Below are 19,760 nucleotides of genomic sequence, written 5' to 3' on the forward strand. Positions count from 1 at the left end.
TAATGAATGAGCCCCGTCCCTTCGGGACCTACGCGCCTTCAGGTCTCACCCGTTGGGTGATCGATCGCACGCGCGGTCTCCCGGGCAGCTGGGCGGGGCGCCGCATCGCCATGATGCTGCGACGGGTGGTCATGAGGTCGCTCAAGGACCGGCCGATCGACCTGGAGACGTTCGGGGTGCGCATGCGGGTCGTTCCCCACAAGAATGTCTGCGAACGGCGCATCCTCTTCACGCCGCAATATTTCGACCTGGACGAGATCAAGCTCATCGCCGCCCGCAACCGGGAAGGGTTCACCTTCATCGACGTGGGATCGAACGTGGGCTGGTATGCGCTCCTGGTGGCCAGGAAGGCAGCGCCGTCCTCCCGGATTCTCGCGGTCGAGCCGCAGCCGGAGATCTTCGACCGGCTGATCCACAACATCCGGCTCAATCCCTTCGGCATGATCAAGGCGGTCGATTGCGCGGTCGCCGACAAGACCGGCGAACTCACCCTGTTCCTCGATCCGCTCAACAGGGGCGAGGCGAGCCTCAAGATCGTGAATTCAAGCCAGACGGACACGATCCGCGTACCGGCCGTGACCCTGCTCGATCTCGTGACGCGGGAGGGATTTGCCCGGCTCGACGCGGTCAAGCTCGACGTGGAAGGAGCCGAGGACCTGATCCTCGATCCGTTCTTCCGCGACGCGCCTGTCTCGCTCTACCCGGCGCTCTTCATCATCCCCGACGTCCCGGATCGCTGGCAGGTGGACGTGCCGAGGCTCTTGGCGGAGAAGGGCTATCGCCAGACCCTCCGGACCCGCATGAACCTCGTCTTCGAGCGGACGTAGGCGGCCGCCCTCCTTCTGCGCGGGCCTTCTCCCGTCATCCCTGGCCTTGTGCCGGGGATCCACGTCTCATGGACGTGGCGTTTCGGAAGGCGTGGATGGCCGGATCAAGTCCGGCCATGACCGGCAAGGCGCGACGGGTGCGGCGTGACGATCTCCACCGGCCGGCCGATGGTGATCTCCTCGGGAGTGATCCGGCAGATATAGGCGTAGGACTCGACGCCTGACGCAAGGGCATGGCGGAACGCCTTGTCGTAGGCCGGGTCGATGTCCCGGGCCACGTCGAACCGGTCGGCGTCCATCTGGATCACGTAGACGAGGGCGGCCCTGGCGCCGGCCGCGACCATGTCGGCGAGCTCGTAGAGGTGCTTGGCGCTGCGGGCGGCCACGCAATCCGGGAACTCCGCGAACCCGGCCTCCCGCATCAGGTGGCAGTTCTTGACCTCGAGGTAGCAGGGCGGCTCGCCGTCCCGCTCCAGGAGAAAGTCCACCCGGCTGTTCCTGCCGTATTTCACCTCGGGCCGGACGCGGTCGTAGCCCACGAAGGGCGCAAGCCGTCCCTCCCGCAGGGCCTCCGCCACGAGGAGGTTCGGGCGCGAGGTGTTGATGCCGATGAGCTGCAAGGGGCCGCCGCCGGCCGCCACCTCCACGAATTCCCAGTTGTACTTGAGCTTTCGAGCCGGATTCGAGGCCCGTGAGAGGAGCACCCGGCTGCCGGGCTCCTTCAGGCCCATCATCGCGCCCGGGTTGGCGCAATGAGCCGTGACGATCTCGCCGGACTCGAGCGCGATATCGGCCAGAAATCGCTTGTAACGCTCGATGAGCCGGCCTTCGAGCAGGGGGTCCTGGAAGCGCATTCGATCCATCTGTTCTGAAGAAAGCTCCTCGTAACAGGGGAGAAGCCGTGTCTTCAACTGAACCCTTGCTTGAGAATTGCCGTTTCTGAAGCTAAAGGCCCTCAAAAGGGATCGAAGCGCATGGCCGTCTCCGTCACAGCCGCCCTTCTCATCATCGGCGATGAGATCCTCACGGGCCGCACCAAGGATAAGAACATCGGCTATATCGCCGAGTACCTGACCGGGATCGGGATCGACCTGCGGGAGGTACGCATCGTGCCGGATGTGGAGGAGGAGATCGTCTCCGCCGTCAACGCCCTGCGCAGCCGCTACACGTACCTTTTCACGACCGGGGGCATCGGCCCGACCCATGACGACATCACGGCGGATTGTGTGGCCAGGGCCTTCGGGGTCGGCATCGGCCACGATCCCCGCGCCGTCGCCATGCTGCGGGAGCGCTATCAGCCGGAGGAGCTGAACGAGGCGCGCCTGCGCATGGCCCGCATCCCCGATGGGGCCGATCTCATCGAGAACCCGATCTCCAAGGCTCCGGGCTTCAGGATCGGCAACGTCTTCGTCATGGCGGGGGTGCCCTCGATCATGCAGGCGATGCTCGACAACATCGCGCCCACGCTCCAGACCGGCGCCCGCATGGTCATCGAGACCATCGAGGCGGAGGGCCTTGCCGAGGGCATCTATGCGGAGGGCCTGAGCCAGATCGCGGCCGCGCATCCGGACACCTCCATCGGCTCCTATCCGTCCTTCTCGGCAAGCGGCTTCCGCAACCAGATCGTCGTGCGGAGCAAGGATCCCGGCGCCGTTGCGCAGGCCGCCGCCGCCATTCGCGACCTGCTCGGCCGCCTGAAGGGCGACCGGGCTCCCCTTTGAACCCTCTCTTTCACTGAAGCGACGCGAGCTCACCGATGTCACCCACCTCTCCGAAAGCCTTCCCGGTCTCCTGGGATCAGTTCCATCGCGATTGCCGGGCACTCGCCTGGCGCCTGGCTTCGGCCGGCCCATTCGAGGCGATCGTCTGCATCACCCGCGGCGGCCTGGTGCCGGCTGCCATCGTGGCCCGCGAGCTCGACCTGCGCCTCATCGAGAGCGTGTGCATCGCGAGCTATCACGATTACAAGAACCAGGGCGAGCTTCAGGTGCTCAAGGACATCGCCCCGTCCATCAAGGCGATCGGGGACGGCCAGGGCAAAGGGGTCCTGGTGATCGACGATCTCACCGATACCGGCAAAACGGCCAAGATCGTGCGCGACATGCTGCCGAACGCCCATTTCGCCGCGGTCTACGCCAAGCCGGCCGGCCGTCCGCTGATCGACACCTTCGTCACGGAAGTCAGCCAGGATACCTGGATCTATTTTCCGTGGGACATGGGGCTGGCCTATCAGGCCCCGATCCGCGAAGGCTCGGCCGGCTGAACCAGTGATCGAGGGAGCGCCCGTGGCGGAATTCGATGTGGCGCGGACGCGCAAAACCCTGTTCGGGGCGCTCCTCGATGCCCGGGACCAGTTCGGGCGGAACAAGGTCGCGCTCGAGGATCTCGAACGCCAGCCGATCACCTTCGGCCGGCTCGTGCTCGGGTCGCTCGTCATGGGGCGCAAGCTCGCGGGCCTGACCGAGGACCGGGAAACCGTCGGCGTTCTGCTGCCGAACGTCCAGGCCATCGCCGTGACCCTGTTCGGCCTGAACGCCTTCGGGCGCATCCCGGCCTTCCTGAACTTCACGGCCGGAATCAAGAACCTGACGGCGGCCTGCGAGGTCGCCGGGATTAGGACCATCGTCACGTCCCGCCGCTTCGTGGAGCAGGGCAAGCTCGACGACATCGTCGAAAAGCTGGGCGAGGGCCGCCGCGTTCTGTGGCTCGAGGACGTGCGCGGAGCGCTCACCAGCCTCGACAAGCTCCGCGGGCTCGTCGATTCCTGGATGGCACGCCGGGTTCATGCCAGGGCGAGGGTGAACCCGGACGATCCGGCCGTCGTGCTCTTCACCTCCGGCTCGGAGGGTGTCCCGAAGGGCGTCGTGCTGTCGAATGCCAACCTCGTGGCGAATGCCTATCAGGTGAAGGCCCTGGCGGGCGATGCGCTCAGGTCCGACGACGTGTTCTTCGATCCGCTGCCGATCTTCCATTCCTTCGGCCTGACGGCGGGGCTCCTGACGGCCGTCCTCAACGGCATGAAATCCGTGCTCTATCCGAGCCCGCTTCACTACAAGCAGATCCCGAAACTGATCGCCGGCACCCGCGCCACGGTGCTTTTGGCCACCGACACTTTCCTCCAGGGCTATGCCCGCGCCGCCGGCGAGAACGACCTGGCGACCGTGAGGCTCGTGATCGCGGGCGCCGAGCATGTGAAGCCGGAGACGCGCAAGCTCTGGGCCCGGCACGGCTCGGTCATTCTCGAAGGATATGGGGCGACCGAGTGCTCGCCCGTGATCGCCGTGAACCTTCCGGACCTCAATCGCCCGGGATCCGTCGGTTTCATCCTGCCCGGGATCGAGTGGCGCCTGGAGGCCGTGGAGGGCATCCACGAGGGAGGACGCCTGTACGTTCGCGGCCCCAACGTGATGAAGGGCTATCTCGACCCCTCCGCCCCCGGTGGGATCAAGCCACCGCAGGACGGTTGGCACGATACGGGCGACATCGTCACGGTCGAGGACGGCATCGTCACCATCCGGGGACGGGCGAAGCGCTTCGCCAAGATCGGCGGCGAGATGGTGTCGCTGGCCGCCATCGAGGCGACGATCCAGCAGCTCTGGCCCGATTTCAACCACGTGGTCGTCGCGTTGCCCGACCCTCGCAAAGGGGAGCAGATCGTCCTCGTCACCGACAAGGCGGATGCGGACCGGGACATTCTCCTGGCGCATGCCCAGCAGCAGGGTTTTCCCGAATTGTGGGTTCCGAAGGCGATCCTCGTTTCCGGCATTCCTGTTCTGGGGTCGGGCAAGACGGACTACCCGGCCACGGTGGACATGGCGCGCCGCCTCCAGGCCATGCTTTAGCGGCCGGCCTTAGGATCGATCTCCCAGGAGCCCGTAACAAAGCCGACGTTTCCGCGTTGTCACGCCATCAGAGCCGCGTCCCGGACGCGCGACAGCGATGGATGGCGTTATGAAAAGGATGGTGGTTGCCCTGGTTTTCCTGGCCTGTGGTTCGAGCGTACAGGCGCAGCAACGGCTCTCGACCCTTAATCTCACCTGCGGTCAAGCCCAGCAGGTCATCCTCTCAAGGGGCGCGGCCGTTCTGAGCACCGGCACCTACACCTATGACCGTTTCGTGCGCGATCGGAATTTCTGCGAGTTCAACGAGGGACTGGAGCTCGCCTACGTTCCGACCCGGGACACCCCGCAATGCCCGATTGGGTATCGGTGCCGCAGCAGAGACATCGATATCTTCGATGACTGAACCGGTTCCGCTCAGGAGGCTTTGGGGTGTTGGGAATATGACACACTCCTTGAGAAAGGATCGACAAGGTCGGTAGTTTGCCTATTTAATGTGCATCGGGTGCATTCTGCGGGCAGAACTGTCGCGCGGGAAGGTTGCCTGAATCGTCGGACACGGTATTGTCACGATTGCACATGGGTCGCTGGACCCACGCATTTTGATAGTTTTGGAGATACATCATGAAGCTCGTTAAGAGCCTTCTCCTCGGATCCGTCGCGGGTCTCGCCGCTGTTGCCGGGGCTCAGGCCGCTGACCTTCCTGTGGCAAAGGCCGCTCCTGTTGAGTACGTTCGCGTCTGCTCCACCTACGGCTCAGGCTTCTTCTACATTCCCGGCACGGAAACCTGCCTCCGCGTCGGCGGCCGTGTCCGCGCTGACTACATCTACGTCGAGCCGGATGATCGCACCGACGACGCGATCGGCTTCCGAGCTCGCGGCCGCATCCAGCTCGACGCCCGCACCGCCACGGCTTATGGCCTGCTGCGCACGTTCGTTCGCATGGAGCTCTACCGCGACACCGGCGCCTTTGCTGACACTCCTGGTGGCGTCACGGCCCGGTCTGATCTCGACCAAGCCTTCGTGCAGTTCGGTGGCCTGACCGCCGGTCGCGCCCAGACCTTCTTCGACAACCCCGACCTTGACAGCCAGGTTTTCGGCACGGTCCGCTGGTCCGACCAGCCGAACGTCAACATGCTGGCCTACACCTTCTCGTTCGGCAACGGCTTCTCTGCCACCCTGTCGCTCGAAGAGGGGCGCTATTCCGGCCGCGACTTCCTCGGCTATGACTTCGGGGATGGCGTTGTCGAAGACTTCCGCGTCGCCGGTCAGCGCACTCCCGACGTCGTCGCCGCCCTGACCTACGCGGGTACCTGGGGCTCGGCCACCGTGGCCGGTGCTCTGCACCAAGTCCGCGGCCTCGCCGATCCGACCGTAATCGGCGCCGACACGCCGGACACCGAGTACGGCTTCGCCGTAACGGCTCAGGGCACCTTCAATGTTCCGATGCTCGCCGCCGGCGATGCTCTGTGGTTCGCTGCCACCTACGCCGACGGTGCCATTGGTTACCTTGGCTTCGACGGCGATCCTGAGGCCGTCTACGACGCCGACGGCGAGATCGACACAACCAAGGGCTGGTCAGTCGCCGCTGGTTTGCGTCACTACTGGACGCCTGAGCTCCGTCAGAACATCTTCGGTTCGTATGCTCGCGTCGAGTTCGGCGATCTCTTCGATGTCAACGACTTCACCGAGTGGCGCGCCGGCACGAACCTGATCTGGTCGCCGGTCTCCGGTCTCGACCTCGGCGTCGAGGTTCTCTACTCCAACTTCGACCCGCGCGCCACGGGCGAGGATGAGGATGCTTGGCAGGGTCGTCTGCGCGTCGAGCGCAACTTCTAATCGGCTCGACCCGGTTGGTTGAAGGAAGCCCCGGTGGAAACACCGGGGTTTTCTTTTTGGTTGGCGACGATCGCGCCGGCTACGCGATCCCGCAGGGGTAGCGCCCCTATCGGGTGGACAAACGGGAATGTGCGGTCTTTGCGTTCAGAGGCCCGCAGGCGAGCGGCTGAGGCTTCGGGCCGCCTCAGTCCAGCCGATCAGCTCCTTGATCGACTGAATGAGTGGTCCCTCCAGCAAAGGAGCGTGGCCCTGTCCGGGCACTGTGACGGCCATCAGGCTTGGATGACGCTCCCGCATCATCTCCAGCGTGCCGACGGACAGGAGATCGGAGTTCTCCCCGCGAAGGGCGAGAACCGGGAAGGGTGCCAATGCTCCAAACAGGTCCCACAGATCCGGAATCGGGGACCCGAGATTGAGTCCTTCCAGAAGTTTCATGAGATTCGGATCGTAGCTGAGAACCAGCCGGCCGTTCGCTTCATGCCATGTGCCCCTCGCCATGCTGTCCCATTGCGCCTGCCCAAAGGCGGGAAACTGGGTTTCGGAGAGCTGCTTCAGAATGGCGGCGCCGTCCTGCATCGTCTCGGGGGTCGGCAGCTTGCCGACATAGCCGCGAATGCGCATCAGGCCCTTGGTTTCGACCACGGGACCGACATCGTTGAGGACGGCGCCCGCCAGGAGCGACGGCCTCGTGGCGCTCAGGGCCATGGTGATGAGCCCGCCCCGGGATGTGCCGACGAATACGGCTTTCTCGATCCCGGCGACCGTCAGGACCTGCAGAAGATCGTTCATTTCGGTGGCAATGTCGTAGTGACTCCAGTCCGGATCCCAGTCCGAGCGCCCGCGTCCGCGGTAATCGATCGCCAGCACGCGGCGGGGGCGCTCCTCATCCGTGCTGAGGGACTCGGCGAGAGCGTGGAAATCCTCGGAGTGTCGAGCGAGGCCTGGCAGGCAGACGACCGGCAGCGCGGTTCCTTCCACGGGGCCGTAATCGCGCCCGTGGAGACGCAGGCCGTCAGCGGCCGTGACGGAAAGATCCCGATAGGTGCTGCTCATGGGATGCTCCTGGGACACGCCACGCCAGGAGGTCGGATCGGCAGGATCCGCCTCAATAGGTGGTCTTTGTCGCATCCGCTGAGACACCCGTGGGCGGGGCGGCCTTGTCCTTCAGCCGCGCCCGGTAGACGTGAAGGTTCTCCATCACCCGCTGCACGTAGTTGCGGGTCTCGTAGAAGGGAATCCGCTCCACCCAGTCGATCATGTCCACCTGGGGCTTGCGCGGATCGCCATAGGCCCGGATCCACTTCTTCACGTTGCCGCCGCCTGCGTTGTAGGAGGCGAAGGCGAGGATGTAGGACCCCTTCCAGTCCTCCATCAGCTCGCCCAGATGGGCGGACCCGATCTTTGCGTTGTAGGAGGGATCCTCCACAAGGCGCTTCAGGTCGAAATCGACGCCGAAGCGCTGGGCGGTGCGCTTGGCGGTGGCGGGCATGAGCTGCATGAGGCCCCGCGCGCCCGCGCTCGAGACGGCCTTCGGGTTAAAGGCGCTTTCCTGCCGGGCGATGGCATAGACCATGGCGGGCTCCACCTCGTCGCCGACCCGCTCGAAATCCGGAATCGCCGCGAGCGGATAGGCATGATGATCGAGCGGGAACCCTCGCTGCAAGGCGATCTTGCCGATGGCCAGAACCGCGCGCGGGTTCTGCTGCGAGGTGGCAAGCGCCGCCAGGCCGTCGAGCTGCCCGGGATCGGTCAGCGTCTGGGCGAGGTCGCTGTAGAGGCCGATGGCGAGTTCCGTCTCTCCCGCCTGGTGCAGGAGGTTCACGGCCCGCACCGGAACGAGGGCCTCGAAGGCTTTGCGCTCCTCGTCCCGCAGCGGCTCGACCGACCGCAGCGAGACGTCCTTGCCCAGCTTCTGGCGGGCGAGCTGGCCGTAATAGGTCGTCGGGTGGTCCGCCGCACGGGCATAGAAGAGCTTGGCGTCCTCCGACGCGCCCGCGGCCTCCGCCGCCCGCGCCTGCCAATAAGATACCCGCGACAGGGAGATCGGGGTGGAGGCGGTGTCCGCCACGGTTGCGAAGTGCTTGGCCGCCGCGGCCGGGTCGTTCAGGAACCGAAGCGCGATCCAGCCCGCATGGAACTCGGCTTCGATCTGCTCGGCGGGCGATTCCGCCGCGTGGTGGTTGGCCACGTTGTAGGCGGTCTGCGCGTCGCCCTTGTCGAGCAGGTCCCGGACGACGCGGCGCTGCTCGGCCCACCACTCGTCCCCGTCCGCGCGAAGCTCGGGATCCCGGGGAGCCTGCATGAGGATTTTCGCCGCCTCGGCCAGGTTCTTGCTCCGGCGCTGCAGGAGAGCGCGGGAGAACAGGTAGGACGGATCGCTCCTGAGCGAGGCCGGGACCGCCGCGAAGGCCTTGTCGGCCTTCTTCTTGCCCTGGAAGATAGCCATCCGCGCCTTGACCAGGGTGACGTGATCGTTGCCGGCATAGCCGGCCGCGCGCAGCGCCGCGCCCCAGTTCTCCTTCAGGAGATGGCGCTCCATGCGGTAGCGGTGATCGGCCTGGGTGAGCAGGCCGGGGAAGCGATCGAGGACGCGGCGCTCGGTTTCGCTGCCGAACGTGTCCTCCCGCCAGGCGCGGCGGATCAGGTCCGCGGCTTCCTTGTCGAGGCCGTCGCCCTTGAGGGCGAGGCCGAGGGCAATCCGGCCGCCTGGAGTCGCGGGAGGGTGCTTGTCGAAGAAGGCGCGGGTCTGCGCGTTCGAGCGCCGCTCGGCCAGGAAGGTCGTCTCCATGCGACGGCGGAGCTGGGTGGTCATCGGCCAGTCAGGAAAATCCTGCCGGAAGGCCATGATCCGCTCGTAACCGATGGGCAAGCCGCTGCGGATGGCGAACCATTCCGCGACCGCCTGCGCGGCCGGGTCCGAGAGCTTCGATTTCAGCACCGCGGCCTCGGTCGGATCGTTGTCCCGGTAGGCCTTGAAGATCAGCGGCAGCTGTTCCAGGTCTCCCATGGCCCTGGACGGGGGCGTGAAGTTTTCGAGGGTGGTGGCTTCAGGAGAGCCGGCCGGCATCTCGTCGGCATGAACCGTGAGGGCGGACAATTGAAGCACGGCGACAGACGCCAGGAGACGCATCGAACGGCGCATTGTGAGGCTCACCCGCTAACCCCCGTTTTGTCGTCGCCGCTCGGTTATGGCGACGTTTCTCTTGAGGAAACACCAAGTGCCGGGCTAGGACAACCTCCCAAAGGTTCGTTTGCGCCTATGGGCCGCACCCCTTATGTGTAAAGCCACCCGTTCACCCTGGATCTGCCGCTTCTTATTCGAGGACTATCATGACCCGCTTCAAAGGCTCCATCACGGCTCTGGTGACCCCCTTCAAGGACGGCGCCGTGGATGAGGCCGCCTTCCGGGCCTTCATCAACTGGCAGATCGAGCAGGGCACCCATGGGCTGGTCCCGGTCGGCACCACGGGCGAAAGCCCGACACTCAGCCACAAGGAACACGACCGGGTTGTGGAAATCTGTGTACAGGAGGCGAAGGGCAGGGTTCCCGTGATCGCGGGCGCGGGCTCCAACAGCACGGAGGAGGCCGTCGGCTTCTCCAGGCATGCGGAGAAGGTCGGCGCGGATGCGGTTCTGATCGTGACGCCCTACTACAACAAGCCCACGCAGGAAGGGCTCTATCGGCACTTCAAGGCCATCAACGACGCCATCGGGATCCCGATCTTCATCTACAACATCCCCGGTCGCTCGGTGATCGACATGTCGGTCGACACGATGGCGCGTCTGTTCGAGCTCAAGAACATCGCGGGCGTGAAGGATGCCACCGCGAATCTCGCCCGCGCCAGCCAGCAGCGCCAGGTCATGGGCCCCGATTTCATCCAGCTCTCCGGCGAGGATGCGACCGCCCTCGGCTTCATGGCCCATGGGGGGCACGGCTGCATTTCCGTTACCTCCAACGTGGCTCCGCGTCTGTGCGCCGAGATGCAGGAGGCCTGCCTGAAGGGCGACTACGCCACCGCCCTGAAGGTGCAGGACCGCCTCATGCCGCTCCACACCAACCTGTTCCTCGAGACCAACCCATCACCCGTGAAATATGCCGCGTCCGTTCTGGGCCTGATGCAGGACGATGTGCGCCTGCCACTGATCCCGGTCTCGGAGGGCACGAAGCAGGCGGTGCGTTCAGCCATGGTCCATGCGGGCCTGATCAACGCTTGAACAACTGATGTCCAAAGATCCCAAGAGCGCCAACCGAGTTGTGGCGGACAACCGGAAGGCACGGTTCAATTACGAGATCGTCGACACCTACGAGGCCGGGATCGCGCTCACCGGCACGGAGGTCAAGTCGCTGCGGTCCGGAAAGGCCACGATCGGCGAGGCCTATGCCGGGCCGTCGGGCGAAGAGTTCTTTCTCTTCAACGCCTATATTCCGGAATATCTCCAGGCCAACCGCTTCAACCACGAGACGCGCCGTCCGCGGCGCCTCCTGCTGCACAAGCGGCAGATCGACAAGCTCATCGGCGCGACCCAGCGCGAGGGGTTCACGGTGATTCCGCTCAAGATCTACTTCAACGATCGCGGGCGGGCGAAGGTGGAGCTTGGCCTCGGACGAGGCAAGAAGCTCCACGACAAGCGCGAGACGGAGAAGGAACGTTCCTGGAACCGGGAGAAGGCGCGCCTGATGCGCGACAAGGGCTGACACGGCGAAGGCCCGCTCTACTGCCTATGGGCGCATCGTTCGGAAAACCGGGTCCACTTTTCCGAACGATGCGCTAAGTCCCCCGTTGCGCGTGGGAGAAGCAGCATGGCATCCGTGGCTCTCGTTTCCGTTCTCGGTCCCGACCGCGTCGGGCTGGTTGCCGCGATCGCGGAGCACCTGTTCAACATCGGCGTGAACCTGAGGGACACGACCTTTGCCGCCCTGGGATCCGGGGCGGAGTTCGTGGGTTTGTGCGAACTGCCCTCGGGACTGGAGGCGAGCGACATCGAGGCAGGACTCAAGCAGCTTCCGGAACTCGATGGAGCGGAGGTCCGGGCCGTGCCCTACGCTTTCGACCCCAGCCCCGGTCCGGCGGGCAGCGTCACGCACCGCATCACCATCAGCGGAGGCGATCAGCTCGGCCTCGTGGCGCGGCTCGCCGAGGTGTTCAAGCAATACGACGCCAACATCGTGCGCCTGGAGGCCCGCAAGCTGGGAGAGGCGGAGGGCGGGCTCTACGTGACCCGTTTCGCGGTCTTCATCCCGGAAAGCCAGGCTAGTCCGTGCCTTGCGACCGTCGGCAACACGGCCGGGGCGCTCGGTCTCGAATGCGATGTCGAGGCGGGAGCGCTCTGAGCCTGCATGACAAATGGCCGGGCGGGCCCGGCCATCGTGCCTTCCGCCTCGAAGGCAAGGCGCTTAAACGTCGAACTCGTCGTCCTGGCCCTGGCGGATGCCGTACCGGCTCTCCAGCGCGCCGTGCCGTGGCTGTTGCTGCTGCGGCCGCGCCCGGTCATTGCCTTCGCCCGAGGGGCGCTGCTGGCGATCGGATGGGTCGCGGCCGATGCGGGAGGCGAGTTGCGACAGGTCCAGGAACTCATCCGCCTGGCGGCGCAGCTCATCGGCGACCATGGGAGGCTGCGTGGTGATGGTGGAGACCACGGACACCCGCACGCCCCGGCGCTGCATCGCCTCGACCAGCGAGCGGAAATCGCCGTCGCCGGAGAAGAGGATCATGTGGTCGATATAGGGGGACAGCTCGAGCGCATCGATCGCGAGCTCGATATCCATGTTGCCCTTCACCTTCCGGCGGCCGGCTGAATCCACGAATTCCTTAGTCGGCTTCGTGACCACCCGGTAGCCGTTGTAGTCGAGCCAGTCGATCAGCGGGCGGATAGAAGAGTATTCCTGATCTTCAACAAGCGCCGTATAGTAGAAAGCACGCACAAGAGTGCCGCGACCCTGGAATTCCTTCAAGAGGCGCTTGTAGTCGATGTCGAATCCAAGCGTCTTCGTAGTAGCGTAAAGGTTGGCGCCATCAATGAAGAGCGCGATCCGCTGCTGGCCTGACATAAGTATTCTCTTTTTGTGTCTGCCTGGGCGGCATAACAAGCCTATCGGTCAGAGCGACATCTATTATTTATGCGGGCAATACGATTGCGCAATAAAAACAGGATGTTCCCGAGAACAGGCTGCCATCAACCCTTTAGACGAGTAAAAACCACAAGTTCGAATACTTAATGGCGAGTAAAAGAAAAGAGTCAAGGTGGCGGAAACAGGGCAGTCAAGCCATCTGTTGAAAAATAAACAGTTTTTATGTTTTGAGGCTCCGGCTGCCCGGTTTGACCGCCGGAAGAGCGGCAAGTTCCGGCGGCAGCTTGTCCGGTTCGTAGGCCGGGATGTCGAGCTGAACCAGGGAGACGAGAGGGGCGCCGAGGTCCGCCTTGCCGCCGGAGCGGTCGATCAGGCAGGCCGCACCCAGGATCGTCCCCGGATGTTCCTTGAGAGCCGCCAGGCATTCCCGGGAGGAGAGGCCGGTGGTGACGATGTCCTCCACCATAACGACCCGGGCGCCCTCGGGGATCGTGAAGCCGCGCCGGAGGGTGAAGACGCCATTCTCGCGTTCCACGAAGATGGCCTTGGCGCCGAGATGCCGGGCGGTCTCGTAGCCCGGAACGATTCCGCCCACGGCCGGGGAGACCACGTAATCGACCGGCCCGAAGGCTTGTTTGATCTTGTCGGCGAGGGCCCGGCAGACCCGCTCCGTGCGGGCCGGATCCTGGAACACGAACATCTTCTGCAGGAAGACCGGGCTGTGCAGCCCCGACGAGAGGATGAAATGCCCCTCGAGCAAGGCGCCGGCGGAGCGGAATTCATCGAGGACGTCGTTCGGGGTCATGGCTCACGTCTCCTGAGTCAGGGCTGTGTGGCAGGATGGATGGCCGGAGGCAAGAGGCAAGAGGCAAGGGCATGTCAACGCCAAATGGTAGGATCCGTCAGGCTCTCTCGGCGGCCCGCACGAACGCCCCGAAAATCGCATTGCCCGGATGGTCCTGTCGGGCGAAGAGTTCCTGGTGCCATTGCACGCCGAGCGCGAAGCGGCGGGAGGGGATCTCGATGGCTTCGATGACGCCGTCCTCCGCATGGGCGCTCGCCACCACGCCGTCGGAAAGCCCGGTCACGGCCTCGCGATGGTAGGTGTTCACGGACAGCGTCCGTTCACCGACGATCCGGGCGAGCAGCGTGTCCTCTGCGATGGAGACGGGATGCTCGTGACCGCGCTTGTCGTGCTCTAGAATGTGCGTTCCCATGGCGCGCACGTCGGGTGAGAGGCGGCAACCGTGCAGGCCCGCGAGAACCTGCATGCCATTGCAGATGCCGAGGACCGGCTTGTCGCGTTCGAGAAAGCCCCGCATGAGGGCGAGCTCGACCTCGAGCCGTTCGGACCGAGGGGCTTTGGATCTCTGCCCGTCGGCGAACCATTCGTCCGGAAAGGCGAATCGGCCGCCGACATTCACGAATCCGTCGAACGTGTCGACGACGGTTCCGACCATGTCGATGAAGTACGGAATGCCGAACGGCATCCCGCCCGCGCGATGGACGGCGACGAAGTAGTTCTTCGTCATGTCGTAGCGCGTTCCGTCGACGCTGGTGTTCTCGTCCATGATGACGGCGATGCGAGGCTTGTGGGGCATGCCTGATTATCCGGTGACGCGGTCGACGCGGCTCACCACCCGCTTGGCGCGCAGCTCCGCGATGATGGCGTTGAGGTGCTTCAGGTCCCAGACGGTCAGGTCGATGGTCACGTCCGTGAAGTCCTGCGTCCGGCGCTTCATGTTGACGTTGTCGATGTTGCCGTCATGGTCCGCGATCACCTGCGTGATCTGCGCGAGCGAACCCGGTTCGTTGATCGATTGCAGCTTGATGCGCGCGGGGAAGCGTTGCGCGGAGCCGGATTCCAGATCCCAGCGCACGTCGATCCAGCGGTCGGGCTCGTTGTCGAAATCGGCCAGCGAGGGAGACTGGATGGGATAGATGGTGACGCCTTCGCCCGGCGTCAGGATGCCGACGATGCGGTCGCCCGGCACCGCTCCGCCTTCCGGGGCGAAGCGGATCGGCATGTCCCTGTTCAGGCCGCGGATCGGGATGCCGTTGGGCTCCTCGCCGTTCTGCCGTGCGCCCGCGCCGTCCGGCTGTCCCCCACCCTTGCCGTCGCTTCCCGTGCGGCGGTCCTCCTTGTAGTCGGGATAGACGGCGCGCACCACGTCGCCCGAGAACATCTCGCCCCGGCCCACCGCTGCCAGCACGTCCTCGACGGAGGCGCGGGCGAGGCGGGGAAGGGCGCCCTTCAGCTTCTCGTCGGAGAAGGCGCGGCTCGCGCGCTCGAAGGCGCGCTCCAGGATCTGGTGGCCGAGGCCCGTATATTGCCGCCGCACCGCCGCGCGGGTCGCGCGCCGAATCGAGGCGCGTGCCTTGCCGGTGACGACAAGGGATTCCCACGCCGCCGGCGGCGTCTGCCCTTCGGCGCGGACGATCTCCACCTCGTCGCCGTTCTGCAGTTCGGTGAGCAGCGGCGACATGCGGCCGTTGATCTTGCACCCCACCGCCGTGTTGCCGACATCGGTGTGCACCGCATAGGCGAAGTCGATGGGCGTGGCGCCGCGCGGCAATGCGATGAGGCGGCCCTTCGGCGTGAAGCAGAAAACCTGGTCGTGGAAGAGCTCGAGCTTCGTGTGCTCCAGGAACTCTTCCGGGTTGTCGCCTTCCGCAAGGAGGTCGATGGTGCGCCGCAGCCATTGATAGGCGCGGCTTTCCTTGGCGAGGCGGGAACTGTCGTTCACGCCCTCCTTGTAGAGCGAATGGGCGGCGATGCCGTATTCGGCGACCTGATCCATCTCCTCGGTGCGGATCTGCAGCTCGACGCGCTGGCTGCCCGGGCCGATCACCGTGGTGTGGATGGAGCGATAGTCGTTCTGCTTGGGCGTCGAGACGTAGTCCTTGAAGCGACCGGGCACCATCGGCCAGCTCGTATGCACGGTGCCGAGCGCGCGATAGCATTCGTCGAGGGTCCCGACGATGATGCGAAAGGCGAAGATATCGGACAACTGCTCGAAGGAGACGGACTTGCGTTCCATCTTGCGCCAGATCGAATAGGGACGCTTCTGACGTCCCGAGACCTGCGCGTCGATTCCCTGAGCCTTGAGCTTCGTGGTGAGAGTCCGCTCGATCTCTTCGACGAGTTTTTCGCTCTTCGCCGTCAGTTCCCGCAGATGGCGGTTGATCGCCTCGTACGCCTCCGGGTCGAGGTTTTGGAACGCCAGTTCCTCCAGCTCCTCGCGCATCTCCTGGATACCCATGCGTCCGGCGAGCGGGGCGTAGATTTCCAGCGTTTCCTGCGCGATGCGCTGCCGCTTCTCCGGCGGCATGAAGCCGAGGGTGCGCATGTTGTGCAGGCGGTCCGCGAGCTTCACCAGGAGCACGCGCACGTCTTCGGCGATGGCCAGCAGCAGCTTGCGGAAGTTCTCACCCTGCGCCGCACGCTTCGAGACGAGATCGAGCCGCTTGATCTTCGTGAGGCCGTCGACGAGGGCCCCGATCTGGGGACCGAAGGTCTTGTTGATTTCCTCCAGGGTCGCCTCGGTGTCCTCCACCGTGTCGTGGAGCACCGCCGCGGCGATGGTCGCCTCATCGAGCTTCATGTCCGTGAGGATGGCCGCGACTTCGAGAGGGTGGCCGAAGAACAGGTCGCCGGATGCGCGTTTCTGGTTGCCATGAGCCATCATGGCATACACGTAAGCACGATTGAGAAGCGCCTCGTTGGCCGAGGGGTTGTAGCGCTTGACCCGCTCGACAAGTTCGTACTGGCGCATCATGCGGCCGCCATCTCCTCGAATTTAATCTATCTGGCTGAAATCAGACGACTTTAAAGAATATGGACCGGGCCATCCAACCGCAAGCTGAATACCTTGCCGCAGGCGCCAAATCCGCGCCGTGGTTAAGCGGCCAAGAAAAAGCCCGGCCGAGGCCGGGCTTTATCGGAAATCATAGAACGTGAATGTTATTCGCGGTCGTCATCGTCGGAGCTGTTGTTGCTCGGGGGCACCAGGCCCTCGAGGCCGCGGAGCAGGTCTTCCTCGCTCATGCGGTCGAACTGGACGTCCGTATCGTTGTCGGCGCCCGAGGCGGCCGCCGTGTTGCCCAGCATGGGAACGGCCTCGGCCTCCGGCTCGTCCACTTCGACATATTTCTGCATGGAGTGGATGAGCTGCTCCTTCAGGTCGTCGGGAGCGATGGTCTCGTCCGCGATCTCGCGGAGAGCCACGACCGGGTTCTTGTCACGGTCGCGGTCGATGGTGAGCGGCGAGCCCGACGAAATCAGGCGGGCGCGGTGGCTGGCCAGCAGCACGAGCTCAAACCGGTTATCGACCTTGTCGATGCAGTCTTCGACGGTCACGCGAGCCATGCAGGGGCTCCTTCTTCAGGTTCGGAGAATATCGGAAGGGGCACCGGATACACCGAATGCCTCCGGAAAACAAGGGGATGCGCACATCGCCGTGACGCGGCCTGATGTGATCCTCAGGCCGAACGCGGCCCCTGGTCATCCGCTGCAAGGACTTCGCCCTCTCCGGCTCGAAATGACAATGAGGGAATGACACGCGTCTCGCGAAGCTCAACGCATCCGAACCGAGTCGCGACCCGCCCATGCCGGGGATTTGAGCGCAGGTTTCATCCACCGCTCCATCCGGGACTTTCCTCGTTGTGCCGGATCGCACGTCGATATTATAAGGCATACGATATATTGAAACAAAGAATAATTGGGGGTCGAATGAGAACTTTGAGGCGCTGTGCGCATAGGCTCACCCGTTGGGCCAGGCGAGTCTTGCCCAGCCTTTTTTGCGGCAGGCGGAAAGTCAACCGCAATCTCCTGAAGGGATGGAGGCAGCAGATCTGAGGGCAGATCGGGTCGCGAGGTGTGGTCCTCACCTTGACTCCGGGGCTTGCGGGTGCCAGTTCCGCGCGGATTCGATGTGAACAAGGTTCCGCTCCCGATGAAGCGCGCATTCATTTTCCCCGGCCAAGGAAGCCAGGCTGTGGGCATGGGCAAGGCCCTTGCCGATGCCTTCCCTCAGGCCAAGGCGGTGTTCGATGAGGTGGACGAGGCTCTCTCGCAGAGGCTGTCCACCCTGATGTGGGAAGGCCCCGCCGAGGAGCTGACGCTCACGGCCAACACGCAACCGGCCCTGATGGCCGTGAGCCTCGCCGCCATGCGCGTCCTCGAGGCGGAGGCAGGGCTCGATCTCGGCCAGCATGCGGCTTTCGTGGCCGGTCACTCGCTCGGGGAATATTCGGCTCTGGCTGCCGCCGGCAGCCTGTCGATCGCCGATACGGCCCGTCTCCTGCGAATCCGCGGCAATGCCATGCAGAGCGCCGTGCCCGTGGGGCAGGGCGCCATGGCGGCTCTCCTGGGCCTTGAATACGAGGCGGCCCTCGATGTCGCCCGGGCGGCCGCTCAAGGGGAGGTCTGCGACGCGGCCAACGACAATGGCGGCGCGCAGGTTGTGGTCTCCGGCCACAAGGAGGCCGTCGAGCGCGCGGTCGCCATCGCCCAGGAAAGGGGCGCCAAGCGCGCCGTGATGCTGACCGTGTCCGCGCCCTTCCATTGCGCCCTCATGCAGCCTGCCGCCGACGCCATGCGCGACGCCCTCGCCGCCGTGGCCGTGAAGGCTCCCGCCGTTCCGGTGGTGGCCAACGTGGAGGCCGCTCCGATTACCGATCCGGAGGCGATCAGGGACGCCCTGGTCCGCCAGGTCACCGGCACCGTCCGCTGGCGTGAATGCGTGGCCTATATGGCCGCTCAGGGCGTTGAAGCATTCTATGAGGTCGGGTCGGGTAAGGTCCTGACCGGCCTCGTGAAGCGCATTGCGACGGGCGCAGCCTCCACCGCCATCGGCACCCCCGAGGACGTCGCCGCCTTCAAAGCTTCCCTGCAAGGATAAAAAGGAGAGCCTCCATGTTCGATCTGACTGGCCGCAAGGCTCTCGTGACCGGTGCCACCGGCGGCATCGGCGGCGCCATCGCCCGCGCGCTGCATGCCCAGGGCGCCACCGTGACCCTCTCCGGCACCCGCCGCGCCGCTCTCGACGAGCTCGCGGCCTCCTTAGGCGAGCGGGTCCATGTGGTCGAGGCCAATCTCGCCGACAAGGATTCGGTGGAGGCCCTCGTTCCGGCGGCGGAAGCCGCGATGGAGGGGCTGGACATTCTCGTGAACAACGCAGGCGTGACCAAGGACAACCTGTTCATGCGCATGAAGGACGAGGAATGGGACACGGTGATCGCCGTGAACCTGACCGCCGCCTTCCGCCTTTCGCGGGCCGCCGTGAAGGGCATGATGCGCCGCCGCTACGGCCGCGTCGTCAATATCGGCTCGGTCGTCGGCTCAACCGGCAATCCCGGACAGGGCAATTATGCAGCTTCGAAAGCCGGTCTCATCGGCATGACCAAGGCGCTCGCCGCCGAGGTGGCGAGCCGCAACATCACCGTGAATCTGGTCGCCCCGGGCTTCATCGAGTCACCCATGACCGACGTGCTCAACGAGAAGCAGCGCGAAGGAATCCTCGGCACCATCCCTATGGGAAGGCTGGGCCAGGGCGACGAAATCGCTTCGTCGGTTGTCTATCTCGCCTCCACCGAGGCCGGCTACGTGACGGGGCACACCCTTCACGTGAACGGTGGAATGGCCATGTTCTAAAAGCACTTAGCGGCGCTTGCGGAAACTGTTCGCAGGCGCCGCTCGCCTCTCGCCAGAGAGGATAAGCTTGTGTTAAGCATGATCCCGATCACGCCAAAGGGGTTGACCGGCGCTCAAAAATGCGGCTTTGCACGGCGCAAGGTAGCCGTTTCAGCGTTGTCAGCTGAGCAGCTGATCCGATTTCGATTTTTCAATCCGCCCAATAACTGAGGCGGCAGCCACTGAGGAAGAAAACGATGAGTGACGTCGCTGATCGCGTGAAGAAGATTGTTGTCGAGCACCTGGGCGTCGAAGCCGACAAGGTGACGGACAACGCCAACTTCATCGACGACCTGGGCGCCGACAGCCTCGACACGGTCGAGCTGGTGATGGCCTTCGAAGAGGAGTTCAACGTCGAGATTCCGGACGATGCCGCCGAGACCATCGTCACGGTCGGCGACGCCATCCGCTTCCTCGAGAAGAACGCGGCCTAAGAAGTTCACGGGCGTCGGGTGAGTCACCCGACGCCCGATTTTTATTAACGATAGGGT

The 19,760-nt window shown here is 64.6% G+C and carries 20 protein-coding genes; 12 read left to right on the forward strand and 8 right to left on the reverse strand.

Annotated elements, in window-relative coordinates:
- Positions 1–2: 2 nt before the first annotated feature.
- Positions 3–827 carry an FkbM family methyltransferase gene (locus E4K09_RS14900; RefSeq protein WP_134498287.1) on the forward strand — a complete coding sequence of 275 codons (825 nt, stop codon included), beginning with the start codon at positions 3–5 and terminating at the stop codon, positions 825–827.
- 104 nt (positions 828–931) lie between these two features.
- Here the strand turns inward: E4K09_RS14900 and sfsA are convergent, their stop codons facing one another.
- Positions 932–1,681 (reverse strand): DNA/RNA nuclease SfsA, encoded by a 750-nt coding sequence (gene sfsA / locus E4K09_RS14905; RefSeq protein WP_134498391.1) that lies wholly within the window; start codon positions 1,679–1,681, stop codon positions 932–934.
- 120 nt (positions 1,682–1,801) lie between these two features.
- On the opposite strand from sfsA, the gene E4K09_RS14910 reads away from it, so the two are divergent.
- The 5 genes from E4K09_RS14910 to E4K09_RS14930 all read left to right on the forward strand — a co-directional run bounded on the left by E4K09_RS14910 (position 1,802) and on the right by E4K09_RS14930 (position 6,505).
- Positions 1,802–2,548, forward strand: a complete 747-nt coding sequence (locus tag E4K09_RS14910) for a competence/damage-inducible protein A (protein ID WP_134498289.1) — start codon at positions 1,802–1,804, stop codon at positions 2,546–2,548.
- Positions 2,549–2,583: 35 nt separating this feature from the next.
- Positions 2,584–3,090 (forward strand): xanthine phosphoribosyltransferase, encoded by a 507-nt coding sequence (gene gpt, locus E4K09_RS14915; protein WP_134498291.1) that lies wholly within the window; start codon positions 2,584–2,586, stop codon positions 3,088–3,090.
- A 22-nt stretch (positions 3,091–3,112) separates the two neighbouring features.
- Positions 3,113–4,669 carry an AMP-binding protein gene (locus E4K09_RS14920; protein ID WP_134498293.1) on the forward strand — a complete coding sequence of 519 codons (1,557 nt, stop codon included), beginning with the start codon at positions 3,113–3,115 and terminating at the stop codon, positions 4,667–4,669.
- 109 nt (positions 4,670–4,778) lie between these two features.
- Positions 4,779–5,072 (forward strand): hypothetical protein, encoded by a 294-nt coding sequence (locus tag E4K09_RS14925; RefSeq protein WP_193557293.1) that lies wholly within the window; start codon positions 4,779–4,781, stop codon positions 5,070–5,072.
- Between the two features lie 218 nt (positions 5,073–5,290).
- Entirely contained in the window at positions 5,291–6,505 is a 1,215-nt protein-coding gene (locus tag E4K09_RS14930) for a porin (protein ID WP_134498295.1), read from the forward strand.
- A gap of 144 nt (positions 6,506–6,649) precedes the next feature.
- Here E4K09_RS14930 and E4K09_RS14935 read toward each other — a convergent pair whose 3' ends face one another.
- Positions 6,650–7,558: an alpha/beta fold hydrolase gene (locus E4K09_RS14935; RefSeq protein ID WP_134498297.1), complete on the reverse strand. Its 909-nt coding sequence runs from the start codon at positions 7,556–7,558 to the stop codon at positions 6,650–6,652.
- Positions 7,559–7,610: 52 nt separating this feature from the next.
- Positions 7,611–9,647, reverse strand: coding sequence for a lytic transglycosylase domain-containing protein (locus E4K09_RS14940; protein ID WP_134498299.1), 2,037 nt, complete (start codon positions 9,645–9,647; stop codon positions 7,611–7,613).
- Between the two features lie 188 nt (positions 9,648–9,835).
- Between E4K09_RS14940 and dapA the strand changes: the two genes are divergently transcribed.
- From dapA to E4K09_RS14955, 3 genes are all read left to right on the forward strand, one after another.
- Positions 9,836–10,720, forward strand: a complete 885-nt coding sequence (dapA, locus tag E4K09_RS14945; RefSeq protein WP_134498301.1) for a 4-hydroxy-tetrahydrodipicolinate synthase — start codon at positions 9,836–9,838, stop codon at positions 10,718–10,720.
- A gap of 7 nt (positions 10,721–10,727) precedes the next feature.
- Entirely contained in the window at positions 10,728–11,201 is a 474-nt protein-coding gene (smpB, locus tag E4K09_RS14950) for an SsrA-binding protein SmpB (RefSeq protein ID WP_134498303.1), read from the forward strand.
- 105 nt (positions 11,202–11,306) lie between these two features.
- Entirely contained in the window at positions 11,307–11,837 is a 531-nt protein-coding gene (locus tag E4K09_RS14955; protein ID WP_134498305.1) for a glycine cleavage system transcriptional repressor, read from the forward strand.
- Between the two features lie 63 nt (positions 11,838–11,900).
- Here E4K09_RS14955 and E4K09_RS14960 read toward each other — a convergent pair whose 3' ends face one another.
- The 5 genes from E4K09_RS14960 to rpoZ form a co-directional block, all read right to left on the reverse strand.
- Positions 11,901–12,554: a LabA-like NYN domain-containing protein gene (locus E4K09_RS14960; RefSeq protein WP_134498307.1), complete on the reverse strand. Its 654-nt coding sequence runs from the start codon at positions 12,552–12,554 to the stop codon at positions 11,901–11,903.
- A gap of 241 nt (positions 12,555–12,795) precedes the next feature.
- Entirely contained in the window at positions 12,796–13,380 is a 585-nt protein-coding gene (pyrE, locus tag E4K09_RS14965) for an orotate phosphoribosyltransferase (RefSeq protein WP_134498309.1), read from the reverse strand.
- 97 nt (positions 13,381–13,477) lie between these two features.
- Positions 13,478–14,176 (reverse strand): gamma-glutamyl-gamma-aminobutyrate hydrolase family protein, encoded by a 699-nt coding sequence (locus tag E4K09_RS14970; protein WP_134498311.1) that lies wholly within the window; start codon positions 14,174–14,176, stop codon positions 13,478–13,480.
- Positions 14,177–14,182: 6 nt separating this feature from the next.
- The gene (locus E4K09_RS14975) at positions 14,183–16,354 is read right to left on the reverse strand and encodes a RelA/SpoT family protein (RefSeq protein WP_134498313.1); all 2,172 of its coding nucleotides are present in this window, start codon (positions 16,352–16,354) and stop codon (positions 14,183–14,185) included.
- Positions 16,355–16,539: 185 nt separating this feature from the next.
- Positions 16,540–16,944, reverse strand: a complete 405-nt coding sequence (gene rpoZ / locus E4K09_RS14980; protein WP_134498315.1) for a DNA-directed RNA polymerase subunit omega — start codon at positions 16,942–16,944, stop codon at positions 16,540–16,542.
- 586 nt (positions 16,945–17,530) lie between these two features.
- On the opposite strand from rpoZ, the gene fabD reads away from it, so the two are divergent.
- From fabD to E4K09_RS14995, 3 genes are all read left to right on the forward strand, one after another.
- Positions 17,531–18,478, forward strand: a complete 948-nt coding sequence (gene fabD, locus E4K09_RS14985) for an ACP S-malonyltransferase (RefSeq protein ID WP_134498317.1) — start codon at positions 17,531–17,533, stop codon at positions 18,476–18,478.
- Positions 18,479–18,492: 14 nt separating this feature from the next.
- Positions 18,493–19,230, forward strand: a complete 738-nt coding sequence (fabG, locus tag E4K09_RS14990) for a 3-oxoacyl-[acyl-carrier-protein] reductase (RefSeq protein ID WP_134498319.1) — start codon at positions 18,493–18,495, stop codon at positions 19,228–19,230.
- A gap of 236 nt (positions 19,231–19,466) precedes the next feature.
- A complete protein-coding gene (locus E4K09_RS14995; RefSeq protein ID WP_009764365.1) occupies positions 19,467–19,703 on the forward strand; it encodes an acyl carrier protein in 237 nt (78 codons plus the stop codon).
- Positions 19,704–19,760: the final 57 nt, after the last annotated feature.

Origin of the sequence: Microvirga pakistanensis (genome assembly GCF_004458765.1) — a bacterium.
Lineage (GTDB): Bacteria > Pseudomonadota > Alphaproteobacteria > Rhizobiales > Beijerinckiaceae > Microvirga > Microvirga pakistanensis.

Bases quoted from the DNA above. Each gene is read 5' to 3' on its own strand.
- E4K09_RS14900 (WP_134498287.1), top strand. From the start codon at position 3: ATGAATGAGCCCCGTCCCTTCGGGACCTACGCGCCTTCAGGTCTCACC.
- sfsA (WP_134498391.1), bottom strand. From the start codon at position 1,681: ATGCGCTTCCAGGACCCCCTGCTCGAAGGCCGGCTCATCGAGCGTTAC.
- E4K09_RS14910 (WP_134498289.1), top strand. From the start codon at position 1,802: ATGGCCGTCTCCGTCACAGCCGCCCTTCTCATCATCGGCGATGAGATC.
- gpt (WP_134498291.1), top strand. From the start codon at position 2,584: ATGTCACCCACCTCTCCGAAAGCCTTCCCGGTCTCCTGGGATCAGTTC.
- E4K09_RS14925 (WP_193557293.1), top strand. From the start codon at position 4,779: ATGAAAAGGATGGTGGTTGCCCTGGTTTTCCTGGCCTGTGGTTCGAGC.
- E4K09_RS14930 (WP_134498295.1), top strand. From the start codon at position 5,291: ATGAAGCTCGTTAAGAGCCTTCTCCTCGGATCCGTCGCGGGTCTCGCC.
- E4K09_RS14935 (WP_134498297.1), bottom strand. From the start codon at position 7,558: ATGAGCAGCACCTATCGGGATCTTTCCGTCACGGCCGCTGACGGCCTG.
- E4K09_RS14940 (WP_134498299.1), bottom strand. From the start codon at position 9,647: ATGCGCCGTTCGATGCGTCTCCTGGCGTCTGTCGCCGTGCTTCAATTG.
- dapA (WP_134498301.1), top strand. From the start codon at position 9,836: ATGACCCGCTTCAAAGGCTCCATCACGGCTCTGGTGACCCCCTTCAAG.
- smpB (WP_134498303.1), top strand. From the start codon at position 10,728: ATGTCCAAAGATCCCAAGAGCGCCAACCGAGTTGTGGCGGACAACCGG.
- E4K09_RS14955 (WP_134498305.1), top strand. From the start codon at position 11,307: ATGGCATCCGTGGCTCTCGTTTCCGTTCTCGGTCCCGACCGCGTCGGG.
- E4K09_RS14960 (WP_134498307.1), bottom strand. From the start codon at position 12,554: ATGTCAGGCCAGCAGCGGATCGCGCTCTTCATTGATGGCGCCAACCTT.
- pyrE (WP_134498309.1), bottom strand. From the start codon at position 13,380: ATGACCCCGAACGACGTCCTCGATGAATTCCGCTCCGCCGGCGCCTTG.
- E4K09_RS14970 (WP_134498311.1), bottom strand. From the start codon at position 14,176: ATGCCCCACAAGCCTCGCATCGCCGTCATCATGGACGAGAACACCAGC.
- E4K09_RS14975 (WP_134498313.1), bottom strand. From the start codon at position 16,354: ATGATGCGCCAGTACGAACTTGTCGAGCGGGTCAAGCGCTACAACCCC.
- rpoZ (WP_134498315.1), bottom strand. From the start codon at position 16,944: ATGGCTCGCGTGACCGTCGAAGACTGCATCGACAAGGTCGATAACCGG.
- fabD (WP_134498317.1), top strand. From the start codon at position 17,531: ATGAAGCGCGCATTCATTTTCCCCGGCCAAGGAAGCCAGGCTGTGGGC.
- fabG (WP_134498319.1), top strand. From the start codon at position 18,493: ATGTTCGATCTGACTGGCCGCAAGGCTCTCGTGACCGGTGCCACCGGC.
- E4K09_RS14995 (WP_009764365.1), top strand. From the start codon at position 19,467: ATGAGTGACGTCGCTGATCGCGTGAAGAAGATTGTTGTCGAGCACCTG.